This window comes from Pelomonas sp. Root1444 (assembly GCF_001426885.1).
Classification (GTDB): domain Bacteria; phylum Pseudomonadota; class Gammaproteobacteria; order Burkholderiales; family Burkholderiaceae_C; genus Pelomonas.
In genome coordinates this window covers 55006-75782 of record NZ_LMFP01000029.1, presented here as the reverse complement: position 1 = coordinate 75782, position 20777 = coordinate 55006, and the positions used below count along the sequence as shown (strand labels likewise).

General features: G+C 71.1%; 18 protein-coding genes and 1 pseudogene. 14 read left to right on the top strand and 5 right to left on the bottom strand.

Going from position 1 to position 20777, the window contains the following annotated elements:
- The first annotated feature begins 90 nt into the window (after positions 1–90).
- The 3 genes from ASD35_RS24350 (at position 91) to ASD35_RS24340 (ending at position 2802) form a co-directional block, all read left to right on the top strand.
- On the top strand, positions 91–1062 hold the full coding sequence (locus ASD35_RS24350; protein WP_157275752.1) for a LysR family transcriptional regulator: 972 nt from the start codon (positions 91–93) through the stop codon (positions 1060–1062).
- A 79-nt stretch (positions 1063–1141) separates the two neighbouring features.
- Positions 1142–1921: a histidine phosphatase family protein gene (locus tag ASD35_RS24345; protein WP_056877567.1), complete on the top strand. Its 780-nt coding sequence runs from the start codon at positions 1142–1144 to the stop codon at positions 1919–1921.
- Positions 1918–2802 carry an NAD(P)H-hydrate dehydratase gene (locus ASD35_RS24340; protein ID WP_056877566.1) on the top strand — a complete coding sequence of 295 codons (885 nt, stop codon included), beginning with the start codon at positions 1918–1920 and terminating at the stop codon, positions 2800–2802. The genes ASD35_RS24345 and ASD35_RS24340 overlap by 4 nt, the downstream gene beginning before the upstream one ends.
- A 63-nt stretch (positions 2803–2865) precedes the next feature.
- Here ASD35_RS24340 and ASD35_RS24335 read toward each other — a convergent pair whose 3' ends face one another.
- Positions 2866–4290: an endonuclease gene (locus ASD35_RS24335; RefSeq protein WP_200956101.1), complete on the bottom strand. Its 1425-nt coding sequence runs from the start codon at positions 4288–4290 to the stop codon at positions 2866–2868.
- Positions 4291–4619: 329 nt separating this feature from the next.
- Here ASD35_RS24335 and ASD35_RS24330 point away from each other — a divergent pair.
- The 6 genes and pseudogenes from ASD35_RS24330 (at position 4620) to ASD35_RS24305 (ending at position 12297) form a co-directional block, all read left to right on the top strand.
- Positions 4620–5797, top strand: a pseudogene (locus ASD35_RS24330) (efflux RND transporter periplasmic adaptor subunit).
- A gap of 16 nt (positions 5798–5813) precedes the next feature.
- The gene (locus ASD35_RS24325; RefSeq protein WP_056877564.1) at positions 5814–8957 is read left to right on the top strand and encodes an efflux RND transporter permease subunit; all 3144 of its coding nucleotides are present in this window, start codon (positions 5814–5816) and stop codon (positions 8955–8957) included.
- 1 nt (position 8958) lies between these two features.
- Complete coding sequence (locus ASD35_RS24320; RefSeq protein WP_056877563.1) at positions 8959–10365, top strand: efflux transporter outer membrane subunit; 1407 nt, start codon at positions 8959–8961, stop codon at positions 10363–10365.
- Positions 10362–10973 carry a TetR/AcrR family transcriptional regulator gene (locus ASD35_RS27685; protein WP_056877562.1) on the top strand — a complete coding sequence of 204 codons (612 nt, stop codon included), beginning with the start codon at positions 10362–10364 and terminating at the stop codon, positions 10971–10973. The genes ASD35_RS24320 and ASD35_RS27685 overlap by 4 nt, the downstream gene beginning before the upstream one ends.
- A 26-nt stretch (positions 10974–10999) precedes the next feature.
- The gene (locus ASD35_RS24310) at positions 11000–11806 is read left to right on the top strand and encodes a thymidylate synthase (protein WP_056877660.1); all 807 of its coding nucleotides are present in this window, start codon (positions 11000–11002) and stop codon (positions 11804–11806) included.
- Positions 11803–12297 (top strand): dihydrofolate reductase, encoded by a 495-nt coding sequence (locus ASD35_RS24305; protein ID WP_056877561.1) that lies wholly within the window; start codon positions 11803–11805, stop codon positions 12295–12297. The genes ASD35_RS24310 and ASD35_RS24305 overlap by 4 nt, the downstream gene beginning before the upstream one ends.
- Before the next feature lie 34 nt (positions 12298–12331).
- Here ASD35_RS24305 and ASD35_RS24300 read toward each other — a convergent pair whose 3' ends face one another.
- Complete coding sequence (locus ASD35_RS24300) at positions 12332–12760, bottom strand: VOC family protein (protein WP_056877560.1); 429 nt, start codon at positions 12758–12760, stop codon at positions 12332–12334.
- Between the two features lie 85 nt (positions 12761–12845).
- Between ASD35_RS24300 and ASD35_RS24295 the strand changes: the two genes are divergently transcribed.
- From ASD35_RS24295 to ASD35_RS24285, 3 genes are all read left to right on the top strand, one after another.
- Positions 12846–14006 (top strand): serine hydrolase, encoded by a 1161-nt coding sequence (locus ASD35_RS24295; RefSeq protein WP_082580419.1) that lies wholly within the window; start codon positions 12846–12848, stop codon positions 14004–14006.
- Positions 14007–14033: 27 nt separating this feature from the next.
- A complete protein-coding gene (locus ASD35_RS24290) occupies positions 14034–14423 on the top strand; it encodes a YkvA family protein (RefSeq protein ID WP_056877559.1) in 390 nt (129 codons plus the stop codon).
- 67 nt (positions 14424–14490) lie between these two features.
- Positions 14491–14880, top strand: coding sequence for a response regulator (locus ASD35_RS24285; RefSeq protein ID WP_056877558.1), 390 nt, complete (start codon positions 14491–14493; stop codon positions 14878–14880).
- Positions 14881–14893: 13 nt separating this feature from the next.
- On the opposite strand, the gene trxC is transcribed toward ASD35_RS24285, so the two are convergent.
- Together trxC and ASD35_RS24275 are read right to left on the bottom strand one after the other, a co-directional pair.
- Positions 14894–15316, bottom strand: a complete 423-nt coding sequence (trxC, locus tag ASD35_RS24280; protein WP_056877557.1) for a thioredoxin TrxC — start codon at positions 15314–15316, stop codon at positions 14894–14896.
- A gap of 19 nt (positions 15317–15335) precedes the next feature.
- Positions 15336–16199, bottom strand: a complete 864-nt coding sequence (locus ASD35_RS24275; protein WP_056877658.1) for a YihY/virulence factor BrkB family protein — start codon at positions 16197–16199, stop codon at positions 15336–15338.
- 203 nt (positions 16200–16402) lie between these two features.
- On the opposite strand from ASD35_RS24275, the gene ASD35_RS24270 reads away from it, so the two are divergent.
- Positions 16403–16948, top strand: coding sequence for a DNA-3-methyladenine glycosylase (locus ASD35_RS24270; RefSeq protein ID WP_056877556.1), 546 nt, complete (start codon positions 16403–16405; stop codon positions 16946–16948).
- 16 nt (positions 16949–16964) lie between these two features.
- Here ASD35_RS24270 and adhP read toward each other — a convergent pair whose 3' ends face one another.
- Positions 16965–17990, bottom strand: coding sequence for an alcohol dehydrogenase AdhP (adhP, locus tag ASD35_RS24265; RefSeq protein WP_056877555.1), 1026 nt, complete (start codon positions 17988–17990; stop codon positions 16965–16967).
- Between the two features lie 237 nt (positions 17991–18227).
- Between adhP and ASD35_RS24260 the strand changes: the two genes are divergently transcribed.
- Positions 18228–20774: an HAD-IC family P-type ATPase gene (locus ASD35_RS24260; RefSeq protein ID WP_056877554.1), complete on the top strand. Its 2547-nt coding sequence runs from the start codon at positions 18228–18230 to the stop codon at positions 20772–20774.
- The last annotated feature ends 3 nt before the right edge of the window (positions 20775–20777 follow it).

The following is a 20777-nucleotide window of genomic DNA, read 5'->3' as shown; positions in this document are numbered from 1 at the left end:
CCGACCCTCTGCGGGGCGGTTCTTGGAGCCGGAGGCTAGGTGAGGACCCCGCCCCGGTCCACTGAATTTTTTGGCTAGCATCCATTCCAAATGCTGATGAGTTCAGACCAGCCCCCTGGGAAACCCTTGGCCGCGGCGCAGCTTTCGCGACTGCGTTTCAGGCACCTGCAGTTCCTCGACATCCTGGGAAGGACGCGCAACTTGCGACTGACGGCCGAGCAGATGCACATCACGCAGCCGGCGGCGACCAAGGTGCTCATGGACATCGAGGAGATGCTGGCATCGCGCCTGTTCGATCGCCTGCCGCGGGGCATGCGGCCCAATGAGCTCGGGCTGTTCACCTTGCGTTACGCCCAGGCCGCGTTGGACAGCCACCGCAAGTTCGTCGACGAGTTCAGCACCCTGAAGCAGGGCGGGCATGGCCATTTGACGATAGGCGCCATCTCGGGTTCGGCGGCGCACCTGCTGATTGCCGCGGTCGCGGAGCTCCAGCGCCTGCGTCCGCTTCTCGTGGTGAAGGTGCTGGAGCAGAGCAGCGACCAGCTGATCCTGTGGCTGGCCGAACGCAAGATCGACGTCATGGTCGGCCGTTTCACCGACGCCTCCCAACGCGACCAGTTCCAGTACGAGGAACTCGCCGGTGAAGGACTGCAGATCACCGCCGGCGTTCACCATCCGCTGCGCGGCGTGCAGGCACCGGGGCTGCTGGAACTGTCGCGCTGGCCGTGGATTCTTTATCCGCCGTCCACGGCGCTGCGCAAGGTGTCGGAAGACATCTTCAGCAGCACCGGCCTGTCGCTCACCTCGGGCATCGTCGAAACGCCATCGTTCCTGTTCGCGCTGGAGCTGATGCAGAGCACCGACATGCTGTCGCTACAACCCGCGGCGCTGGTGGAGAAATATGTGCGGCGCGGGCTCCTCACGCGCATCGCCGCGGATGTCCCTGACCGCATGCCCGGCTACGGCCTGATCACGCTGCAAGGCGAGCCTCCCGGCACCGCGGCGCAGGCCTTCATGGAAGTGATCCGCAACCTGGCAGGACAGGCGACCGCCATCGCGTAGGTCGCCGCAGCGACGCCTTTTGCCGGTTTGAGGGGCGGTGGTGCAACACCCCAGGCACGCCGTTCGCCCACGCCCAGGCATGGCAGATCCGCAGAACCAGAAGTGGCCCGATCAGCTTTGGGTCGTCCGGCACGGTCAGAGTGCGGGCAACGTCGCAAGGGACGCTGCAGAGGCCGCCGGCGTGCCGGTCATCGACATCGCCGACCGCGACATGGACGTGCCGTTGTCGGCGCTCGGCGTGGACCAAGCCTGTGCGCTGGGCCGCTGGGTCGGCAGCCTGGCGCCCGAGGCGCGTCCCAACGTCTTCTTGTGCTCCCCTTACATCCGGGCACGGCAAACGATGCAGCATGTCATCGAGGCTGGCCGGCTCTCACTGGAAGACGTGAGCACCGTGGTCGATGAGCGGCTGCGCGAGAAGGAGTTCGGCCTGCTGGACCGCCTCACCCACCGTGGCATCCGCGAGCGTTTCCCGGATCTCTTCGAGCAGCGGCGGCATGTAGGCAAGTTCTATTTCCGCCCTCCGGGCGGCGAAAGCTGGTGCGACGTGATCCTGCGGCTGCGCAGCCTGCTCGACACCGTGACGCGCGAGTACCGCCGGGAGCGGGTGATGGTCATCGCGCACCAGGTGATCGTGAACTGCATGCGCTACCTGATCGAGCGTCTGGACGAAACGCAAGTGCTCGCGATCGATCGCCAGGGTGACGTGCCCAATTGCGGCGTCACGCTCTATGGTTTCGACGCGGCCGCTGGACGCAACGGCAAGCTCAAGCTGCAGAAGGCCAACTTCGTGGTGCCGCTCGAAGTGAGCGGCACACCGGTCACCGCCGAGCCGGATGTGCCGGCTGCCGCCAAGCCATGACGGCCCCGATCGAGCTCGACGATGCCGCGCTGAGGGCTTGGCCGCTTCCCCAACCTTCGCAGGACGACGACAAAGAGGCCCGCGGCCGTGTGCTGGTGATCGCCGGCTCGGCGGAGGTGCCGGGCGCCGCGGTGCTGGCGGGGGAAGCCGCCTTGCGGGCCGGTGCAGGAAAGCTCGTGGTGGGAACGGCCGCGACGGTCGCACTCCTGGTCGCACAGCAACTCCCCGAGGCCAGGGTGGTCGGCCTGCCGGGGGACGATGACGGTGGGCTGCGTGAAGACGGCGTGGAAAGGCTCGACGAGATCCTGGCGCACACGGCATCGGTGCTGGTGGGCCCTGGCATGGCCGCAGGGGCATCGACGGTTCGGTTCGTCGAGGCGCTGTTGGGCCGGCTGAACGGCCAGCCAGTGCTTCTGGATGCCGCCGCGATGGACGTCGTGCGCCAGCCGTCGGAAACCGTATGGCCCTTCAGCCAACATGTGGGGATGACGCCGCACGCGGGTGAGATGGCGTACTTGACCGGGGAGGACAAGGAAGGCGTCGAATCCGATCCCGGCGAACGGGCCAGGATGGCCGCCAGCAGTTGGGGCGCGGCGGTGGCACTCAAGGGCGCCTGCACCTGGCTTGCCGCCCCGGATGGTCGCCTCTGGCGTCATGCTCGCGGCAACCCTGGCCTGGCGACCTCGGGCTCCGGCGACGTGCTGGCCGGCCTCGTTGCCGGACTCATGGCACGCGGCGCCTCCGTCGAGCAGGCGCTTGCCTGGGGCGTGGCGTTGCATGCCCGGGCGGGGGAACGGCTGGCGGCCCGCATGGGCCCTCTGGGCTTCCTCGCGCGCGAGCTGCCGGCGGAGATCCCCGCTCTTTTGGCAACGCGGATCTGAACCGCCACGCCCGTCGAGCCGGCGGCCCGCGGATTGGGTCCATCGGCCGTTGAACCCGACGGCTTACGGACACCCGGAGGCAAACAGCTCCTCCGCCCACGCGGGATAGTCCACGAACGGATTCCGGTTCCCCTGCCGCTCGACGATGCGGCCGTGGCGGCGGATCTCGTCGGCGCTGACGGGATCGGCGCGGTGCCACGCGACCAGCGTGCAGCGCTTGCCGAACAGGTTGCCGCTGGTGCCGACGTTGTCGGCCAGTTCCAGGTTGCCCACGCCTGTTGCGTCGTTGCCCTCGTAGCGGATGGCCATGTAGAACATCATGCGGGCGACGTCGCCCTTCACCGCGGCGCGCGGCTCGAAGCTGTCGGCGTCCGTCAGGTTGCCCGGCGCCTCGGCGATGGGGCTGCCGCCCCAGTCGAAGTCCTTGTTGCCGCGCGTGCTGTTGACGGACACGTCGGCCGGGCGCAGGTGGTGGATGTCGGTGTGCGCCCATTGCCCCTCGTCGGGGAAGCCGTGGCTCTTGGCCCAGACATGCTCGCGGTTCCAGGCGTCGGGGTCGCTGGAATTGGTGGACGCGTTGTACGTCTTGGCCTGGGAACGGCCGGTGTAGATCAGGATGACGTTGGCGGTGTTGGCGGGGTCTTCGTCGGTGTACTTCAGCGCGTCCCACACGGCCGAGTAGCTCATGCGCACGTGGCCGTGTGCGGCCGCCGTGTTGAGCGCGCTGCGCAGCGCCACGCCGGTCTTGCCGATGGCGTTGACGTAGTAGGCGTCGAAGCCCGGCCAGGTGGCGCCACCCGTCGGCGGCTGCGTGAACGACGCCGTCAGCGTGACACCGGCGAAGGCCTGGTAGCCATACAGGCCGATGTAGTAGCTCGTCGCCTGCGGTTGCGCGAAGGTGCATGTCTCCTCGTTGCCGACCACGAGCGGGCGGCAGTCGAAGGCCGACGCGCTGGGCTCGGCGCCGGCACGCACGTAGAGGTCTGCTGCACCGGTGCCGCCGCTGGTGCGCACCGTCAGGTTGGTGGCGCCGGAGGGCACGTCCAGCCGAAAGCGCAGCCAGGCGCCGGCCACGGCGCCCTGGCCGCTGACGGGCACGCCGGGCTGCAGCGTGACGGTGGCCGGCGTGCCGCCGCCGGCGGTGTAGTTGCCCACGAGGCTGACGCCGCTGTAGGCGCGGTAGGCCTGCACGCGGACGTAGTACGTGGCAGCGGTCGGGCTGGCGAAGCTGCAGGTCTCGGCGTTGGTGGCGCTCTCGGAGGCGCAGTCGTTGCTGCTGCTGCTGGTGGCCTGAGCGCCGCGGCGCACGTAGAGGTCGGCGTCGCCCGAGCCGCCGCTGAGCGCGAAGCTGAGCTGCGTGGCGCCGGACGGCACCACCAGCGTGAAGTCGCGCGTCGTGCCGACCGCACCCGCCAGGCTGGTCACGGCCACGCCCTTCGTCAGCGCGGTCTGCGCCTGCACGGCAGGCGCCGCTGATAGGGCGGACACGGCCGCCAGGGTTCCCATCCAAGCCCAAAGACGCATCACGCCACCTCTCGGTTTTTTACGGAGGCGTCAGACTAGCGAGGCACCGTGACCGATGGGTGACTGCGCCGCCACAGTCGGGTTTGCCTGAAGCTGAACTGGGGAACAGCCCGCCGGCCGGGGGCCTCAGGCGCGGCGCCCTCCCCGCCCTCCAAACGGAATGACCCTACAAAACTGAACGGCCATTCAGATTCTTCTTGCCTTTGGCGTCGCGAAAAATAGAATGAACGATCATTCAGTAAAACAACCCGAGGCTTCCCATGCCCAAGCTCCCCTCCCGCTCCCTGCTCGGCATGCCGGCATTCACGCTGCTGACCCTCGTGGTCGCGGTCATCGCCGCGTTCACGTTGAGCGCCTGCAGCCCCGCCGAATCCCAACCCGCCGGTGCGCCGGGCGGCGCACCCCAGGCGGCCAAGGTCGGCGTCGTGACGCTGCAGCCGCAGCGCGTGGAACTGACCGCCGAGCTGGCCGGCCGCACGGTGGCCTTCCAGAACGCCGAGGTGCGGCCGCAGGTGACGGGCATCGTCAAGACGCGCGCCTTCACCGAGGGCAGCGACGTGGGTGCCGGGCAGCTGCTCTACCAGATCGACCCCGCCAGCTACCAGGCCGCGCTGGACAGTGCCAAGGCGACGCTGGCCAAGACCGAAGCCAACGCGACGACCGCCAGGCTGAAGGCCGCCCGCTATGACGAGCTGGCCGGCATCGACGCCGTCAGCAAGCAGCTGCGCGACGACACGCAGGCCGCGCTGAAGCAGGCCCAGGCCGACGTCGCCGCCGCCACCGCCGCCGTGCGCACGGCGCAGATCGACCTGGACCGCACGCGCGTGACCGCACCCATCGCCGGCCGCATCGGCCGCTCGGCGGTGACGCCCGGCGCGCTGGTGACGGCCAACCAGGCCGGCGCGATGGCCACGCTGCAGCAGCTGGACCCGATCTATGTGGACGTGACGCAGACCAGCGCCGAGCTGCTGCGCCTGCAGCGCCAGCTGGCCGACGGCACCCTGCAGCGCGACGCCGCCGGCCACGCGCGCGTGAAGCTGCTGCTGGAGGACGGCAGCACATACGCGCTGGAAGGCAGGCTGCAGTTCAGCGAGCTGCAGGTGGACCCGGCCAGCGGCAGCGTGACGCTGCGTGCGCAGTTCCCCAACCCCAAGCGCCAGCTGCTGCCCGGCATGTACGTGCGCGCCCAGGTGAGAGCGGCGTGCAGGCCGAGGCGCTGCTGGCGCCGCAGGCGGCAGTCTCGCGAGACGCGCGAGGAAACGCGACGGCCATGGTCGTCAGCAAGGACGGCAAGGCCGAGCCCCGCCAGCTGCAGACCGGCGCGGTCGTCAACGGCCAGTGGCTGGTGACCAGTGGGCTGAAGGCCGGTGACCAGCTCATCGTGGACGGCCTGCAGCGCCTGCGCCCGGGCGCGCCCGTGGTTGCCGCCACGCCCGCCGCCATCGCCGCGTCGGCCACCGCCGCACGCTGAACGGGAGCCCCGCACCATGTCCCGCTTCTTCATCGACCGCCCCATCTTCGCGTGGGTGCTGGCCATCGTCGTCATGCTGGCCGGCGCGCTGTCCATCCGCACGCTGCCGGTCTCGCAGTACCCCAGCATCGCGCCGCCGCAGGTCTCCATCAACGCCAGCTACCCCGGCGCCTCCGCCAAGACGCTGGAGGACACCGTCACCCAGGTCATCGAGCAGAAGCTCAAGGGCATCGACGGCCTGACCTACATGTCGTCCACGTCGGACTCGCAGGGCAACGCCAGCATCACGCTGACCTTCGCTGCCGGCACCAACCCCGACACCGCGCAGGTGCAGGTGCAGAACAAGCTGGCCGCGGCCACGCCGCTGCTGCCGCAGGAAGTGCAGCGCCAGGGCGTGCAGGTGGTCAAGTCCACGATCAACTTCCTGATGGTGGTGGGCTTCGTGTCGGAGGACGGCAAGCTCTCGGGCACCGATCTGTCGGACTACGTGTCCACCAGCGTGCTGGACCCGCTGAGCCGCGTGGAAGGCGTGGGCGAGGCGACGCTGTTCGGCGCGCAGTACGCGATGCGCATCTGGCTGAACCCCAACCAGCTCAACCAGCACGGCCTGACCCCGGCCGACGTGACGGCCGCCATCCAGGCGCAGAACGCGCAGGTGTCCGCCGGCCAGCTGGGCGCCGCGCCGGCCAACGTCGGCCAGCAACTCAACGCCACGGTCACGGCGCAGAGCCGGCTGCAGACGCCGGAGCAGTTCCACAACATCGTGCTGAAGACGGCCGTCGACGGCGCGACCGTGCACCTGCGCGACGTGGCCCGCGTGGAGCTGGGCGCGGAGAGCTATGCCACCGTGTCGCGCTACAACGGCAAGCCCGCCGCGGGCCTGGCCGTCAAGCTCGCCACCGGCGCCAACGCACTGGCAACAGCCAAGGCGGTGGAAGCCGAACTGAAGCGCATGGAGCCCTTCATGCCCGCCGGCGTGAAGGCCGTCATCCCCTACGACAGCACGCCCTTCGTCGAGGTGTCCATCCACGAGGTGGTGAAGACGCTGATCGAGGCGGTCGTGCTGGTGTTCCTCGTGATGTACCTCTTCCTGCAGAACTTCCGCGCCACGCTGATCCCGACGATCGCGGTGCCGGTGGTGCTGCTGGGCACCTTCGGCGTGATGGCCTTGGCGGGCTTCTCCATCAACACGCTGACGATGTTCGGCCTGGTGCTGGCCATCGGCCTGCTGGTGGACGACGCCATCGTCGTGGTCGAGAACGTCGAGCGCGTGATGACCGAGGAGGGCCTGTCGCCCAAGGAGGCCACGCGCAAGTCCATGGGCCAGATCACCGGCGCGCTGGTGGGCATCGCCCTGGTGCTGTCGGCCGTGTTCGTGCCGATGGCCTTCTTCGGCGGGTCCACGGGCGTCATCTACCGCCAGTTCTCGATCACCATCGTGTCGGCCATGGTGCTGTCGGTGTTCGTCGCGCTGGTGCTGACGCCGGCGCTGTGCGCCACGCTGCTCAAGCCGGACCACGGCCCGGCCACGCGCGGCTTCTTTGGCGCCTTCAACCGGCGCTTCGACAGCGCCACCACCGGCTACCAGGGCGTGGTCGCCCGCATGATCCGCCGCTGGGGCCGCCACCTGGTGGTGTACGGCGCGCTGGTGCTGGGCATGGCCTGGCTGTTCCTGCGCCTGCCCACGTCCTTCCTGCCCGAGGAAGACCAGGGCATCCTGTTCTCGCAGATCCAGCTGCCCGCCGGCGCTACGCAGACCCGCACGCTGGACGTGGTGCAGCGCGTGGAAAACCACTTCCTGACGAACGAGAAGGACAACGTCGAGTCGGTGTTCGCCGTCACCGGCTTCAGCTTCGCCGGCCGCGGCGAGAACATGGCCATCGGCTTCGTGAAGCTGAAGGACTGGAGCGAGCGCAAGAGCGCCGCGCAGAAGGTGCAGGCCATCGCCGGCCGGGCGATGGGTGCCTTCATGCAGTTCCGCGATGCGTCGGTGTTCGCCTTCGCGCCACCGGCCGTGCTGGAGCTGGGCAATGCCAGCGGCTTTGACATCTACCTGCAAGACCAGGGCGGCGTGGGCCGCGAGGCGCTGGTGGCCGCGCGCAACCAGTTCCTGGGCACGGCCGCCAAGGACCCGACGCTGGTGGCCGTGCGCCCCAACGGCCTGGAGGACGCGCCGCAGCTGCGCCTGGACGTGGACACGGCCAAGGCCGGCGCTCTGGGCATCTCGGTGGCCGACATCAACGGCCTGCTGTCCACCGCCTGGGGCGGCGCCTACGTCAACGACTTCATCGACCGCGGCCGCGTGAAGAAGGTCTACCTGCAGGCCGACGCCACCTACCGCATGCAGCCCGAGGACCTGAACAGCTGGCGCGTGCGCAACGCGTCGGGCCAGATGGTGCCGTTCTCCGCCTTCGGCACGGCGCACTGGGAGCTGGGCTCGCCCCGCCTGGAGCGCTACAACGGCCTGCCCGCGCTGGAAGTGCTGGGCCAGCCGGCACCGGGCCAGAGCTCCGGCGCGGCGATGAAGTCGGTGGAAGCCATCGTCGCCCAGCTGCCGCCCGGCATCGGCGTGAGCTGGACGGGTCTGTCCTACCAGGAGCGGCTGACCGGCGACCAGGCGCCCATGCTGTACGCGATCTCGCTGCTGGTGGTGTTCCTGTGCCTGGCCGCGCTGTACGAGAGCTGGAGCATCCCGTTCTCGGTGATGCTGGTGGTGCCGCTGGGCGTCATCGGCGCGCTGCTGGCCGCCACGGCGCGCGGGCTGTCCAACGACGTGTACTTCCAGGTGGGGCTGCTGACCACCATAGGCCTGTCGGCCAAGAACGCGATCCTGATCGTGGAGTTCGCCAAGGAGCAGATGGAAGCCGGCCGCGACGCCGTCACCGCCACGCTGGAGTCCGTGCGCCTGCGGCTGCGCCCCATCCTGATGACGTCGCTGGCGTTCGCCCTGGGCGTGCTGCCGCTGGCCATCGCCACCGGCGCCGGCTCGGGCAGCCAGAACGCCATCGGCACCGGCGTGCTGGGCGGCATGCTGAGTGCGACGGTGCTGGGCATCTTTTTCGTGCCCGTCTTTTTCATCGCGGTGCAGCGCTGGTTCCCCAAGAAGACTTCCCCGGCGCCCGCCCCCGTGGCTGCGCCGCAAGCCCTGGAGGGCCTGTGACATGACCAAGTTCCTGAGCATCCTCGCCGCCAGCCTGGCGCTCGCCGGCTGCGCCAGCCTGGCGCCCACCTATGAGCGCCCGGCCGCCCCCGTCGCCACGCAATGGCCCGTGCCGCAGGCGACGACGGCCGACGCCAAGGCCGCCGACATCGGCTGGCGCGAGTTCTTCACCGATCCCAAGCTGCAGAAGCTGATCGAGCAGGCCCTGGCCAACAACCGCGACCTGCGCGTGGCGGTGCTGAACGTCGAGCGCGCCCAGGCGCAGTACGGCGTGCAGCAGGCCGACCGGCTGCCCACCGTGGCGGCCGGCGCCGGCCAGACGGCCACGCGCTCGCCGGGCGGCACCATCACCCGCCAGTACACCGCCACGCTCGGCGTCAGCGCCTGGGAGCTGGACCTGTTCGGCCGCGTGAAGAGCCTCAACGACGCGACGCTGCAGCAGTACCTCGCCACCGACGACGCCCGCCGCAGCACGCAGATCAGCCTCATCGCCCAGTTGGCCGGCGCCTACCTGACGCTGGCCGCCGACCAGGAGCGGCACCGCCTGGCCGAGCAGACGCTGCGTGCGCGCCAGGACGGGCTGCGCCTGACGCAGCGGTTGCAGGGCGCGGGCGTGGCCTCCACGCTGGACTTGCGCCAGGCCGAGATTGCCGCCGAGACGGCGCAGACCGACCTCGCCGCGCTGACCTCCCAGGTCGCGCAGGACCGCCATGCGCTGGCGCTGCTGGTGGGCCAGCCGCTGGGCGCCGGGCCATGGCCGGCCGCAGGCACGGACACGCCCGTCACGCAGGCCACCGAGCTGTCGGCCGGCCTGCCCTCCGACGTGTTGCTGGCCCGCCCCGACGTGCTGCAGGCCGAGCGCACGCTGCAGGCCGCCAACGCCAACATCGGCGCGGCGCGCGCGGCGTTCTTCCCGCGCATCAGCCTGACGGCCAGCGCCGGCACGGCGAGCAACGAGCTGGACGGCCTGTTCCGCTCGGGCTCGGGCCTGTGGAGCTTCATGCCGCAGGTGTCGCTGCCCATCTTCGACGCCGGGCGCAACCAGGCCAACCTGAAGACCGCCCAGGTGGACCGCGACATCGCCGTGGCGCAGTACGAGAAGGCCATCCAGAGCGCCTTCCGCGACGTGGCCGACGCGCTGGCGCAGCGCGCGACCATCGGCCAGCAGGTCGAGTCCCAGCAGCGGCTGGTCGCGCAGACGCAGGACGCGCTGCGGCTGGCCGAGGCGCGCTTCCGCCAGGGGCTGGACGACCGCCTCGCCACGCTGGACGCACAGCGCACGCTGTACGGTGCCGAGCAAGGCCTCATCAACGCGCGGCTGGCGCAGCAGGTCAACCGCGTGACGCTGTACAAGGCGCTGGGCGGCGGGCAAGGGAGTGGCCAGGGCAGCAGACAATCCGCGTCGTGACTGTCTCCACCCAACCCTCCGACCGCGCGCTGGCGCGCCGCCAGCAGGTGCTGGACGCCGCCGCCGAATGCTTTCGCCGCCGCGGCTTCCACGCCGCCAGCATGGCCGAGATCGCCAAGACGGCGGGCATGAGCCCCGGCCACATCTACAACCTGTTCGAGAACAAGGACGACATCATCGCGGCCATCGTCGAGCGGGACTGCGAGGAGGTGCTGCAACGCATCGCCGCCTTCCAGCAGGAAGGTGCGCTGCTGCAGAAGATGCTGGGCGACATCGAGCAGGCCATCGACGACCGCAGCCAGGTGGCTGACGCGGCGCTGCAGCTGGAGGTGCTGGCCGAGGCCAGCCGCAACCCCAGGCTGGCCGCGGTGGTGCACCGGACCGAGGCGCTGGTGAACGAGAAGGCCCAGGCGTTGATCCGCCAGAGCCTGGGCGAGCAGGCGGCGAACCAGCTGCCGCCCGAGGAGATCGAAGGCCGCGCCCTGCTGCTGGGCGCCCTCTTCAACGGCCTGACGGCCATGAGCGTGCGCCACGCCGGCATGGCGCAGCGCGTGCCGGCCATCGCCCCGGTCATGCGCCGCATGCTGCGCGTGCTGCTGGCGCCGTAGCGGAGACAATGCCGGGCATGAGCACGATGTCCCGCCCTCCGCAGCAGTACGAAGACTTCATGCGCCACGTGTTCGAGCATGGCGTGCAGAAAAGCGACCGCACCGGCACCGGCACGCGCAGCGTGTTCGGCCACCAGATGCGCTTCGACCTGAGCCAGGGCTTCCCGCTGGTGACGACGAAGAAAGTGCACCTGAAGTCCATCGTGCTGGAGCTGCTGTGGTTCCTGCGCGGTGACAGCAACGTCAAGTGGCTGCAGGAGCGCGGCGTGACGATCTGGAACGAGTGGGCGCGCGCGGACGGCGACCTCGGGCCGGTGTACGGCGTGCAGTGGCGCAGCTGGCCCACGCCCGACGGCGGGCACATCGACCAGATCGCCGACGTGGTGAAGACGCTCAAGTCCAACCCCGACAGCCGCCGCATCATCGTCAGCGCCTGGAACGTGGCCGACCTGCCCAAGATGGCACTGATGCCCTGCCACGCGTTCTTCCAGTTCTACGTCGCGGACGGCAAGCTCAGCTGCCAGCTCTATCAGCGGTCCGCCGACATCTTCCTGGGCGTGCCCTTCAACATCGCGTCCTACGCGCTGCTGACCATGATGCTGGCCCAGCAGTGCGACCTGCAGCTGGGTGACTTCATCTGGACCGGCGGCGACTGCCACATCTACGACAACCACGTGGAGCAGGTGCAGACCCAGCTCGCCCGCGAGCCGCGCCCCTACCCATTGATGACCCTCAAGCGCCGTCCCGCCAGCATCTTCGACTACGAGTACGACGACTTCGAGCTGAGCGGCTACGACCCGCATCCCGCCATCAAGGCGCAGGTGGCCGTATGAGCCGTATCACGCTGGTGGCGGCGGTGGCCAAGGACGGCGCCATCGGCCGCGACAACACGCTACTGTGGCGCCTGCCCGAGGACATCGCCCGTTTCAAGGCGCTGACCTTGGGCAAGCCCGTCATCATGGGTCGCAAGACCTGGGACTCGGTGCCGGCAAAGTTCCGGCCGCTGCCGGGGCGCCGCAACCTGGTCGTCAGCCGCAGCACGACCGAGTTGCCGGGGGCGGAGGTCTTCACGAGCCTGGATGCGGCGCTGGCCGCGTGCCACGAGCCCGAGGTGTGCGTCATCGGCGGTGGCGACATCTACGCCCTTGCCCTGCCCCGCGCGGATCAGCTTGCGCTGACCGAGGTGGACGCCGCCTTCCCCGACGCCGATCGGCACTTCCCCGCCTGGCCACGCGAGCAGTTCACCGAAACCACCCGCGAGCCGCGCACCAGCGCCGACGGCCTGCGCTTCGACTTCGTCGACTACATCCGCAAGCCCCGCTGAACGCGCAGGGCGCGCAGCAGCGCCAGGCCGCGGCTCAGAAGGTCACTTTCACCGACGCCGCGCTGCGCTTGGCCTCGCCGTGGAAGACCGCCTCGATGTTGTTGCCGTCGGGGTCCAGCACGAAGGCGGCGTAGTAGCCGGGGTGGTAGGGCCGCTCGCCGGGCGCGCCATGGTCCCTGCCGCCGCTGGCCAGCGCCGCCTTGTGGAAGGCGTCGACGGTGGCCCGGTCCTTGGCCTGGAAGGCCAGGTGCACGCGCCCCGTCAGCTCGCCCTGCGCGGCCCGGCTCTGGGCCGTGGAGACGAACAGCTCGTCGGCCCAGAAGTAGTCATCGCCGGTGCCGCCGATGGGGATCTCCAGCACCTTGAAGACGGCTTCGTAAAAGCGCTGGCTGGCTGCGAGGTCGCGAACGACGAGCTGGAGGTGATCGATCAGCCGGCCTCGATGCAGTTCCTGGGTTTCCATGCGGGTTCCTGTTCCGGGGGGTGAGAGGAGTGGCGATGTTAGGCAGCGGCCGCGCCGCGGGCAATCCGCGGCGCCAGAATGCCGCATGCAGACCCGCCTCGCCCTCCTTGCCGCCGCCCTGCTGTCCGGCTGCGCGCTGCAGCCCGCGCTGGCGCCGCGGCCACTGGCGCAGGCCGATGCCGCCGTCGAGCGCTTCATCGCCCAGGGCCAGCTGCCCGGCGCCGCGCTGTGGATCGAGCGCGTCGGCCGCGGCAGCCATCACCGTGCCTACGGCCGGCGCGCCGTCGACCCTCAGCCCGAGCCGCTGGACGAAGCCACCGTCTTCGACGCCGCCTCGCTGACCAAGCCGGTCGTCACCGCCACGCTGGTGCAGCTGCTGCGCGAGCAGGGCCGGCTCGACCTGGAGGCGCCGCTGCAGCGCTACCTGCCCGGCTGCGGCGGCGCCGAGAAGGCCCACATCACGCTGCGCCAGCTGCTGACGCACAGCTCGGGCCTGCCCGCCAGCCTGCCCGGCAACGGCGCGGGCGACTGGGCCGGCGCGGCCGACGCGGAGCGCATCGCCTGCGGCCTGCCGCTGGCCGCGGCGCCGGGCACGCTGTTCCGCTACTCGGACGTCAACTTCATCCTGCTCGGCCGCATCGTCGAACGCGCCAGCGGCATGGCCTTGGACCGTCATGCGCAACAGGCCCTGTTCGAGCCGCTGGGCATGGCGGACAGCGGCTATCTGCCACTGCGCCGCATGGACGCGGCACGCATCGCACCGACAGAGCGGCTGCCCGATGGGCGGGTGCTGCGCGGCGACGTGCATGACCCCACGGCGCGCAAGATGGGCGGTGTCGCCGGCCATGCGGGCCTGTTCACGACGACGGCCGACCTCGCCCGCTTTGCCCGCATGCTGCTGGCCGGCGGCGTGGCCGCGGACGGCCGGCGCTTCCTGTCGCCGCAGAGCGTGGCGCTGCTGACGACGCCGCAGTCGCCGCCGGCCCTGGCCGAGCAGCGCGGCATGGGCTGGGACATCGCATCGCCCTTCTCGCGCCCGCGCGGCAGCCTCTACCCGCCCACCAGCTTCGGCCACACCGGCTTCACCGGCTGCGCCTTCTGGCTGGACCCGACGAGCCGCAGCTTCTTCGTGCTGCTGTCCAACCGCGTGCACCCCGGCCTGGGCACGAACGTGCTGCCGCTGTACGGCGAGCTGGGCACGCTGGCGGCGCAGGCGGCCGGTGCCTTCGCGCCGCAACCGCGCTGACCCGGGCTGCACCCTGCCCGCACCGCCATGTCCTTCATCGCCTCCACCCGCGCCTGGGCGCGCCGCCTCAAGCGCGATGCGCTGACGCTGTGGTTCGCGCGCACCGACCCCGCCACGCCGTGGGCCGCCAAGCTGCTGGCCGCGCTGGTGGTGGCCTATGCGCTCAGCCCCATCGACCTGATCCCCGACTTCATTCCGGTGCTGGGCTACCTGGACGACGTGCTGCTGCTGCCGGCGCTGATCTGGCTGGCGCTGCGCCTGCTGCCGCCCGCGGTCGTGCAGGCCTCGCGGGCCCGGGCCGAGCAGTGGATGGCCGAGGCCGGCGCGCGGCCGCGCAGCCTGGTGGGCGGCATCGTCATCGTGCTGGTCTGGCTCGCGCTGGGAACGGCGCTCGGCGTCTGGCTGATGCGGCGCTGAGCTTGTAACCGCGGCCACCTGCGCGCGAAGGCCCGCGATACTGCGGTCCCCTTCGAGGTCAACGCCCATGTCGAAGCCCCAGCCGAGCTCACCCGCCTTCAACGTCCTCGTCGTCGACGACGACCCGGACTCGGCGGAGTCGCTGGCCTTCTGCCTGCAGCAGGACGGCCGCACCGTGCTCTGCGCGACGAGCGGTGAGGAGGCGTTGGCCGTGGCCGAGACCTTCGCGCCTCACCTCGCGCTGGTGGACATCTTCATGCCGCGGGTCGACGGCCATGCGCTGGCCCAGGAGCTGCGCCGGCGCTTCGGCACCGGCATGGTCCTCGTCGCGGTGACGGGCGCCATCCGCAGCGTGGAGACCGGCGCCTTCGATTTCCAGCTCACCAAGCCGGTGGACTTCGGTCAGCTGGAGCAGCTGTGCCGGCTGAGCCAGTCGCAGCGCAGCGCCGCCGCCTGACCGCTGGGCTTGCTCAGCGCAGCGCGCCGTCCACCCACGCCGCCAGCTGGGCTGCCGACATGGCGCCGCTCTGCCGCGCCACCTCGCTGCCGCCCCTGAACAGCAGCGTCGTGGGGATGCTGCGGATCTGCAGCCGCGAGCTGGACGCCGGTGCGGCGTCGCTGTCCACCTTCACGAAGCGGATGTCCGGCCGGGCTGCGGCCAGCTGCTCGAACTGCGGCGCGTAGGACCGGCACGGCCCGCACCAGGCGGCCCAGAAATCCACCAGCACCGGCGCCTCCGTGCCCTGCAGATAACGCCCCAATTCGGCGTCACCCAGCGCCACCGGCTTGCGCGGCGCCACGGCCTGGCCGCATTGGCCGCAGGCGGGGTCGTCCCCCAGGCGTTCATCGGGGACGCGGTTGCGGGTTCCGCAGTGAGGGCAGACGAGCAGCATGGCGGTTCCTGTTCAGCATTCAAGCGGCCGGGCTCGCGGCCCGCTCCAGCGCCGGCATGCCGCGCCGCGAGCCCATGCGCTGGGCGTAGACCCAGGTGAATTCGGCGCCGACGAGGAAGATCTGCGCCGAGTAGTAGACCCACACGAACACCACCGCCACCGAGCCGGCCGCGCCGAAGCCGCTGGCCACGCCGGTCTTGCCGATGTACAGGCCGATGAGGAAGCGCCCGACAGTGAACAGCAGTGCCGTGACGGCCGCGCCCACCCAGACGTCGCCCCAGCCGACCTTGACGCGCGGCATGACCTTGTAGATGAGGGCGAACACCGCCGTCGTCAGCGCGAAGCCCAGCACGACGTTGATGAACTGCGCCAGCACTTCCCAGCCTTCGAACCAGCCGCCCCACCACTTGCCCAGCGCCGAGATGGCCGCACCGGCGACCAGCGACACCACCAGCAGGAAGGCGACGCCGAGGATCATGCCGAAGGACAGCAGCCGCGCGCGCACCAGCGCCCAGATTCCGCTGGTCTTCTGCCGCACTGGCGCACGCCAGATGCGGTCCAGCGCATCCTGCAGTTCGCCGAACACCGTGGTGGCGCCGATCAGCAACACGACGACACCGACGACGGTGCCGAAGGCGCCGGTGCTCGGCTTGCTGAAGCTGGCCAGCATGTCCTGCACGCCCTTGGCCGCCTCGGGGCCCATCAGGCCGGAGATCTGCCCGAAGACCTCGCCACGCACGGCCTCGGTGCCGAACACCAGCCCCGCCAGCGACACGACGATGACCAGCAGCGGCGCCAGTGAGAACACTGTGTAGTACGACAGCGCCGCGCCCATGCTCGGCGCGTAGTCCTCCAGCCAGGCCGAGAGCGAGGCCTTGACCATGTTCCACCAAGTGGCGGCGGACCAGCGCGAGGCCTCGCGCAGCGCGCCTTGGGCGGCGGCGGCCGGTGCATCGTCGGAGGTCGGGGCGCGTGCCATCGCTTCATTCTGGGCAGCCCACCGCTGCTGCCAGCCGGCGTGCAAGCCCTCGCGTTGTAGGCAGCCGCCGACACCGCCGCGTGTGCCAGTTCGCGTAGCCTTGGGCGATGGATTTCGAGCAAAGCCCGCTGGCCGTCGCGCGCCAGCTCATCGGCTGGACGCTGCAGGTCGACGGCGTGGGCGGCGTCATCGTCGAGACCGAGGCCTACGACGCCGACGACCCGGCCTCGCACAGCTTCAGCGGCCGCACCGCCCGCAACGGCGCGATGTTCGGGCCGCCCGGCCACGCCTACGTCTACCTGAGCTACGGCCTGCACTGGTGCCTGAACTTCGTCTGCCGCGAGGCCGGCCATGGCGCGGCGGTGCTGATCCGGGCGCTGCAGCCGACGCACGGCGTGGACGTGATGCGCGCGCGCCGCGGCGTCGAGCCGCTGCGGCTGTTGGCATCGGGGCCCGGCCGGGTGGGCCAGGCGCTGGGCATAGCCCGGTCGTTCGACGCCCTGCCCCTGGACCGGCCGCCCTTCGAGCTGCAGGCCCCGCCCCGCGCCGCAGACATCGCCTGCGGGCCGCGCATCGGCATCAGCAAGGCGGCCGAGCTGCCATGGCGCTTCGGCCTGGCCGGCTCGCCCTACCTGAGCAAGCCGTTGCGCTGACTGCAGCCACCACCCCTCAGGCGAAGCTCAGCACGGCACGCCCCTCGATGCGGCCCTGCCGCAGGCCATCGAAGATCTGGTTGATGTCCTCCAGCCGGTGCGTGCTCGTGCTGGCATGCACCACGCCTTCGGCAGCGAACTGCAGCGCCTCGTTCAAGTCCTGGCGCGTGCCGACGATGGAGCCGCGCACGGTCTTGGCATTCAGCACGACGTCGAAGATGGGCAGCGCGAAATCGCCCGGCGGCAGGCCGACCATGGACATGGTGCCGCGCTTGCGCAGCATGCCCAGCGACTGGGCGAACGACTCGCGCGACACGGCGGTCACCAGCACGCCGTGCACCCCTCGCAGTTCCTTCTGCAACACCTCGACGGGGTTGACCTCCGCCGCGTTCACGCACAGCTCGGCACCGACCTGGGCCGCGAGTTGCAACTTCGCGGCGTCGACGTCGACCGCCACGACGTGAAAGCCCATGGCGCGCGCGTACTGCACCGCCAGGTGCCCCAGCCCGCCGACGCCGACGATGGCGACCCATTGCCCCGGCCGGGCGTCCAGCACCTTCAGGCCCTTGTAGACGGTCACGCCGGCGCACAGGATGGGCGCCAGCGCCTCGAACGAGCGGCCCGCGGGCAGGTGGCCCACATAGGCGGGATCGGCCAGCACGTACTCCGCGAAACTGCCGTTGACGGTGTAGCCGGTCATCTGCTGGCCATCGCACAGCGTCTCCCAGCCGGTCAGGCAATGCTCGCAATGGCCGCAGGCGGTGTGCAGCCACGGCACGCCCACCCGGTCGCCTTCGCGGATGCCCTTGACGCCCGCCCCCACCGCGGCGACGTGGCCGACGCCTTCGTGCCCCGGGATGAACGGCAGCGGCGGCTTGACCGGCCAGTCGCCGTCGGCGGCGTGCAGGTCGGTGTGGCAGACGCCGCAGGCGGCCACCTTGACGAGCACCTGCCCCGGCGGCACCTCGGGCACGGCGACCTCCTCCAGGCACAACGGCTCCCGGTAGGCGCGGACGACTGCGGCTTTCATGGTGGTGGTCATGGGAACTCCTCGAACGGTATGGGTCGCCCTGGCCGCGCGGTGGCGGCGTGGTGGTGCAGGTGCTCAGCCCGAACGGCAGGCAGGCCGGGCAGGTCGCGACGCGTCGATCATCCCGGCCGGCCGGGGCGGGCCCGTTGATGCACATCAACAGGCAGCCCCGCGCCGCGCCTTGACAGCCGTCAAGCCGACGGCCTGCGGCGGTGGTCTCATGGGCCGTTCGCCATTCGGAGGAGATTCATGCTTGAAGGCAGCAGCGCCGGTCTCGGCGGCCTGAGCGACGCCGAGGCCGCCCGGCGCCTGGCGGCCCAGGGTCCCAACGAGATCACGAGCCGCGACAGCCACGGCCTGCTCGGCACGTTGCGCGGGGTGGTCGCGGAGCCGATGTTCCTGCTGCTGGTCGTCGCCGCGGCGATCTACCTGCTGCTGGGCGACCTGGGCGAAGGCCTGCTGCTCGCGTTCTTCGCGGCGGTCACGGTGGGGCTGGTCATCTTCCAGGAGCGGCGCAGCGAGCATGCGCTGGCCGCCCTGCGCGAGCTGGCGGCGCCGCAGGTGCGCGTCGTGCGCGACGGCAACAGCCGTCGCATCCCGGCACGCGAGCTGGTCCCGGGCGACATCTTCCTGGTGGGCGAAGGCGAGCGCGTCGCGGCCGACGGCCTCGTTCGCGAGGCTGCGGGGCTGGAGGTCGACGAGTCGCTGCTCACCGGCGAGTCGGTGCCGGTGCGCAAGCGCGCGTGCGCCGTGCCGGCAGCGCCTGCGGTCGCACCGCCCGGCGGCGAGGATGCACCGCATGTCTACGCCAGCACGCTGGCCGTCAGCGGCCATGCCGTCGTAGAGGTGACGGCCACCGGCCACGCCAGCCAGGTGGGCCGCATCGGCGCGTCGCTGGCCGCCATCGAGACGGAGCCGACGCCGCTGCAGCGCCAGCTGCGGCGGCTGGTGCAGGCCCTGGGCGTGGCGGCCGTCGGGGTCAGCGCGACCGTCATGGTGGGCTACGGCCTGCTGCACGGCGACTGGATGCAGGGCCTGCTGTCGGCCATCGCGCTCGGCATGGCGATGCTGCCGGAAGAGTTTCCGATGGCGCTGACGGTGTTCCTGGCACTTGGCGCGTGGCGGCTGGCGCGCATCCAGGTGCTGACGCGCCGGCCGGCCGTCATCGAGGCGCTGGGCGCGGCCACCGTGCTGTGCGTCGACAAGACCGGCACGCTCACCGAGAACCGCATGCGCCTGCGCCGCCTGGTGACCGCCGCTGCCGACGTGCCCGTGGAGCCGGGCGCCCCCTTGCCCGAGGCGGTGCGCCGGCTGCTGGCATGCGGCATGCTGGCCTCGCGGCGCGGTGGCATCGACCCCATGGACCGCGCGCTGCTCGCCCATGGCGACGCCGCGCTGGCCGGCACCGCGCTCCTGCATGCCGACTGGCGGCTGACGCGCGAATTCCCTCTCAGCCCCGCGCTGCCGGCGATGGCACACGCCTGGACGGACGCCGCGGGGCGGCAGTGCCTGGCCGCCAAGGGCGCACCCGAAGCGGTGCTCGCGCTGTGCCGCCTTGATGCGCAACAGACCGGCCTGCTGCTCACCCAGGTGAAGCACCTCGCCGCGCAAGGCCTGCGCGTGCTCGCCGTCGCCGAGGGCACCGCGCCAGCCGGCGAGGCGGCGGCTGGCAGCCTGCATGACCACCACTTCACGCTGCTCGGCTTCACCGCCTTCGAGGACCCGCTGCGCGCCAGCGTGCCCGCTGCCGTGGCCCAGGCGCGGGCGGCCGGCATCGCCGTCGCGATGATCACCGGCGACCATGCCGCCACGGCCCTGGCCATCGCGCAGCAGGCCGGCATCGAGACCGCCGCCGGGGTGCTGACCGGCGCGGAGGTGCAGCGCATGGACGAGCACGCCCTGGCCGACGCGGTGCGCCGCGTGCGCGTGTTCGCGCGGGTGGCGCCGCAGCAGAAGCTGCAGCTCGTGCAGGCCCTGCGCCGCAACGGCGAGACCGTGGCGATGACGGGCGACGGCGTCAACGACGCGCCCGCGCTGAAGGCCGCGCATATCGGCATCGCCATGGGCGCGCGCGGCACCGACGTCGCGCGCGAAGCGGCCGACCTGGTGCTGCTGGACGAGGACTTCAGCCGCATCGTCGGCGGCGTGCGCATGGGCCGGCGCATCTTCGACAACCTGCGCAACGTCATGGTCTACATCACCGCCATCCATGTGCCGGTCGCCGGCCTGGCGGTGCTGCCGCTGCTGTTCGGCCTGCCGCCGTTGATGCTGCCGGCCCATGTCGTGCTGACCGAGATGGTGATCGACCCGGTGTGCTCGCTGGCCTTCGAGAGTGCGCCCGAAGCGCCCGGCTTGATGCACAGGCCGCCGCGCCGCGCGAGCGAGGGCATCGTCGGCTGGGCCATGCTGTGGCAGGGGCTGGCGCAGGGCGGCAGCCTGCTGGCAGCGACGCTGGCCGTGTACATGGCCGCACTGCAGGCCGGCCGGGATGCCGACACGGCACGCACGCTGGCGGTCATCGGGCTGACGCTGGGCAACCTGCTGCTCGTCGCGGCCAACATGTCGGCGGGCAGCGGCTGGCGCGCGCTGTTCGGCGCGAGCGCACGCGCGTTCTGGGCGGTGGCCGCGGCAGCTGCCGCCGCGTTGGGGCTGGCCGTCGCGCTGCCCGGGGCACGCCGGCTGCTGCATTTCGGCGTGCCGGCTGCAGGCGATCTGGCGCTCGCCCTGGCGGCGGTCGTCGTCGCGGCGGTGGCCGGCGCCGCCCTGGGCAGGCGGCTGCAGCGGGCGACCGATTGATCA

Bases quoted from the DNA above. Each gene is read 5' to 3' on its own strand.
- ASD35_RS24350 (WP_157275752.1), top strand. From the start codon at position 91: ATGCTGATGAGTTCAGACCAGCCCCCTGGGAAACCCTTGGCCGCGGCG.
- ASD35_RS24345 (WP_056877567.1), top strand. From the start codon at position 1,142: ATGGCAGATCCGCAGAACCAGAAGTGGCCCGATCAGCTTTGGGTCGTC.
- ASD35_RS24340 (WP_056877566.1), top strand. From the start codon at position 1,918: ATGACGGCCCCGATCGAGCTCGACGATGCCGCGCTGAGGGCTTGGCCG.
- ASD35_RS24325 (WP_056877564.1), top strand. From the start codon at position 5,814: ATGTCCCGCTTCTTCATCGACCGCCCCATCTTCGCGTGGGTGCTGGCC.
- ASD35_RS24320 (WP_056877563.1), top strand. From the start codon at position 8,959: ATGACCAAGTTCCTGAGCATCCTCGCCGCCAGCCTGGCGCTCGCCGGC.
- ASD35_RS24310 (WP_056877660.1), top strand. From the start codon at position 11,000: ATGTCCCGCCCTCCGCAGCAGTACGAAGACTTCATGCGCCACGTGTTC.
- ASD35_RS24305 (WP_056877561.1), top strand. From the start codon at position 11,803: ATGAGCCGTATCACGCTGGTGGCGGCGGTGGCCAAGGACGGCGCCATC.
- ASD35_RS24300 (WP_056877560.1), bottom strand. From the start codon at position 12,760: ATGGAAACCCAGGAACTGCATCGAGGCCGGCTGATCGATCACCTCCAG.
- ASD35_RS24295 (WP_082580419.1), top strand. From the start codon at position 12,846: ATGCAGACCCGCCTCGCCCTCCTTGCCGCCGCCCTGCTGTCCGGCTGC.
- ASD35_RS24290 (WP_056877559.1), top strand. From the start codon at position 14,034: ATGTCCTTCATCGCCTCCACCCGCGCCTGGGCGCGCCGCCTCAAGCGC.
- ASD35_RS24285 (WP_056877558.1), top strand. From the start codon at position 14,491: ATGTCGAAGCCCCAGCCGAGCTCACCCGCCTTCAACGTCCTCGTCGTC.
- trxC (WP_056877557.1), bottom strand. From the start codon at position 15,316: ATGCTGCTCGTCTGCCCTCACTGCGGAACCCGCAACCGCGTCCCCGAT.
- ASD35_RS24275 (WP_056877658.1), bottom strand. From the start codon at position 16,199: ATGGTCAAGGCCTCGCTCTCGGCCTGGCTGGAGGACTACGCGCCGAGC.
- ASD35_RS24270 (WP_056877556.1), top strand. From the start codon at position 16,403: ATGGATTTCGAGCAAAGCCCGCTGGCCGTCGCGCGCCAGCTCATCGGC.
- adhP (WP_056877555.1), bottom strand. From the start codon at position 17,990: ATGACCACCACCATGAAAGCCGCAGTCGTCCGCGCCTACCGGGAGCCG.
- ASD35_RS24260 (WP_056877554.1), top strand. From the start codon at position 18,228: ATGCTTGAAGGCAGCAGCGCCGGTCTCGGCGGCCTGAGCGACGCCGAG.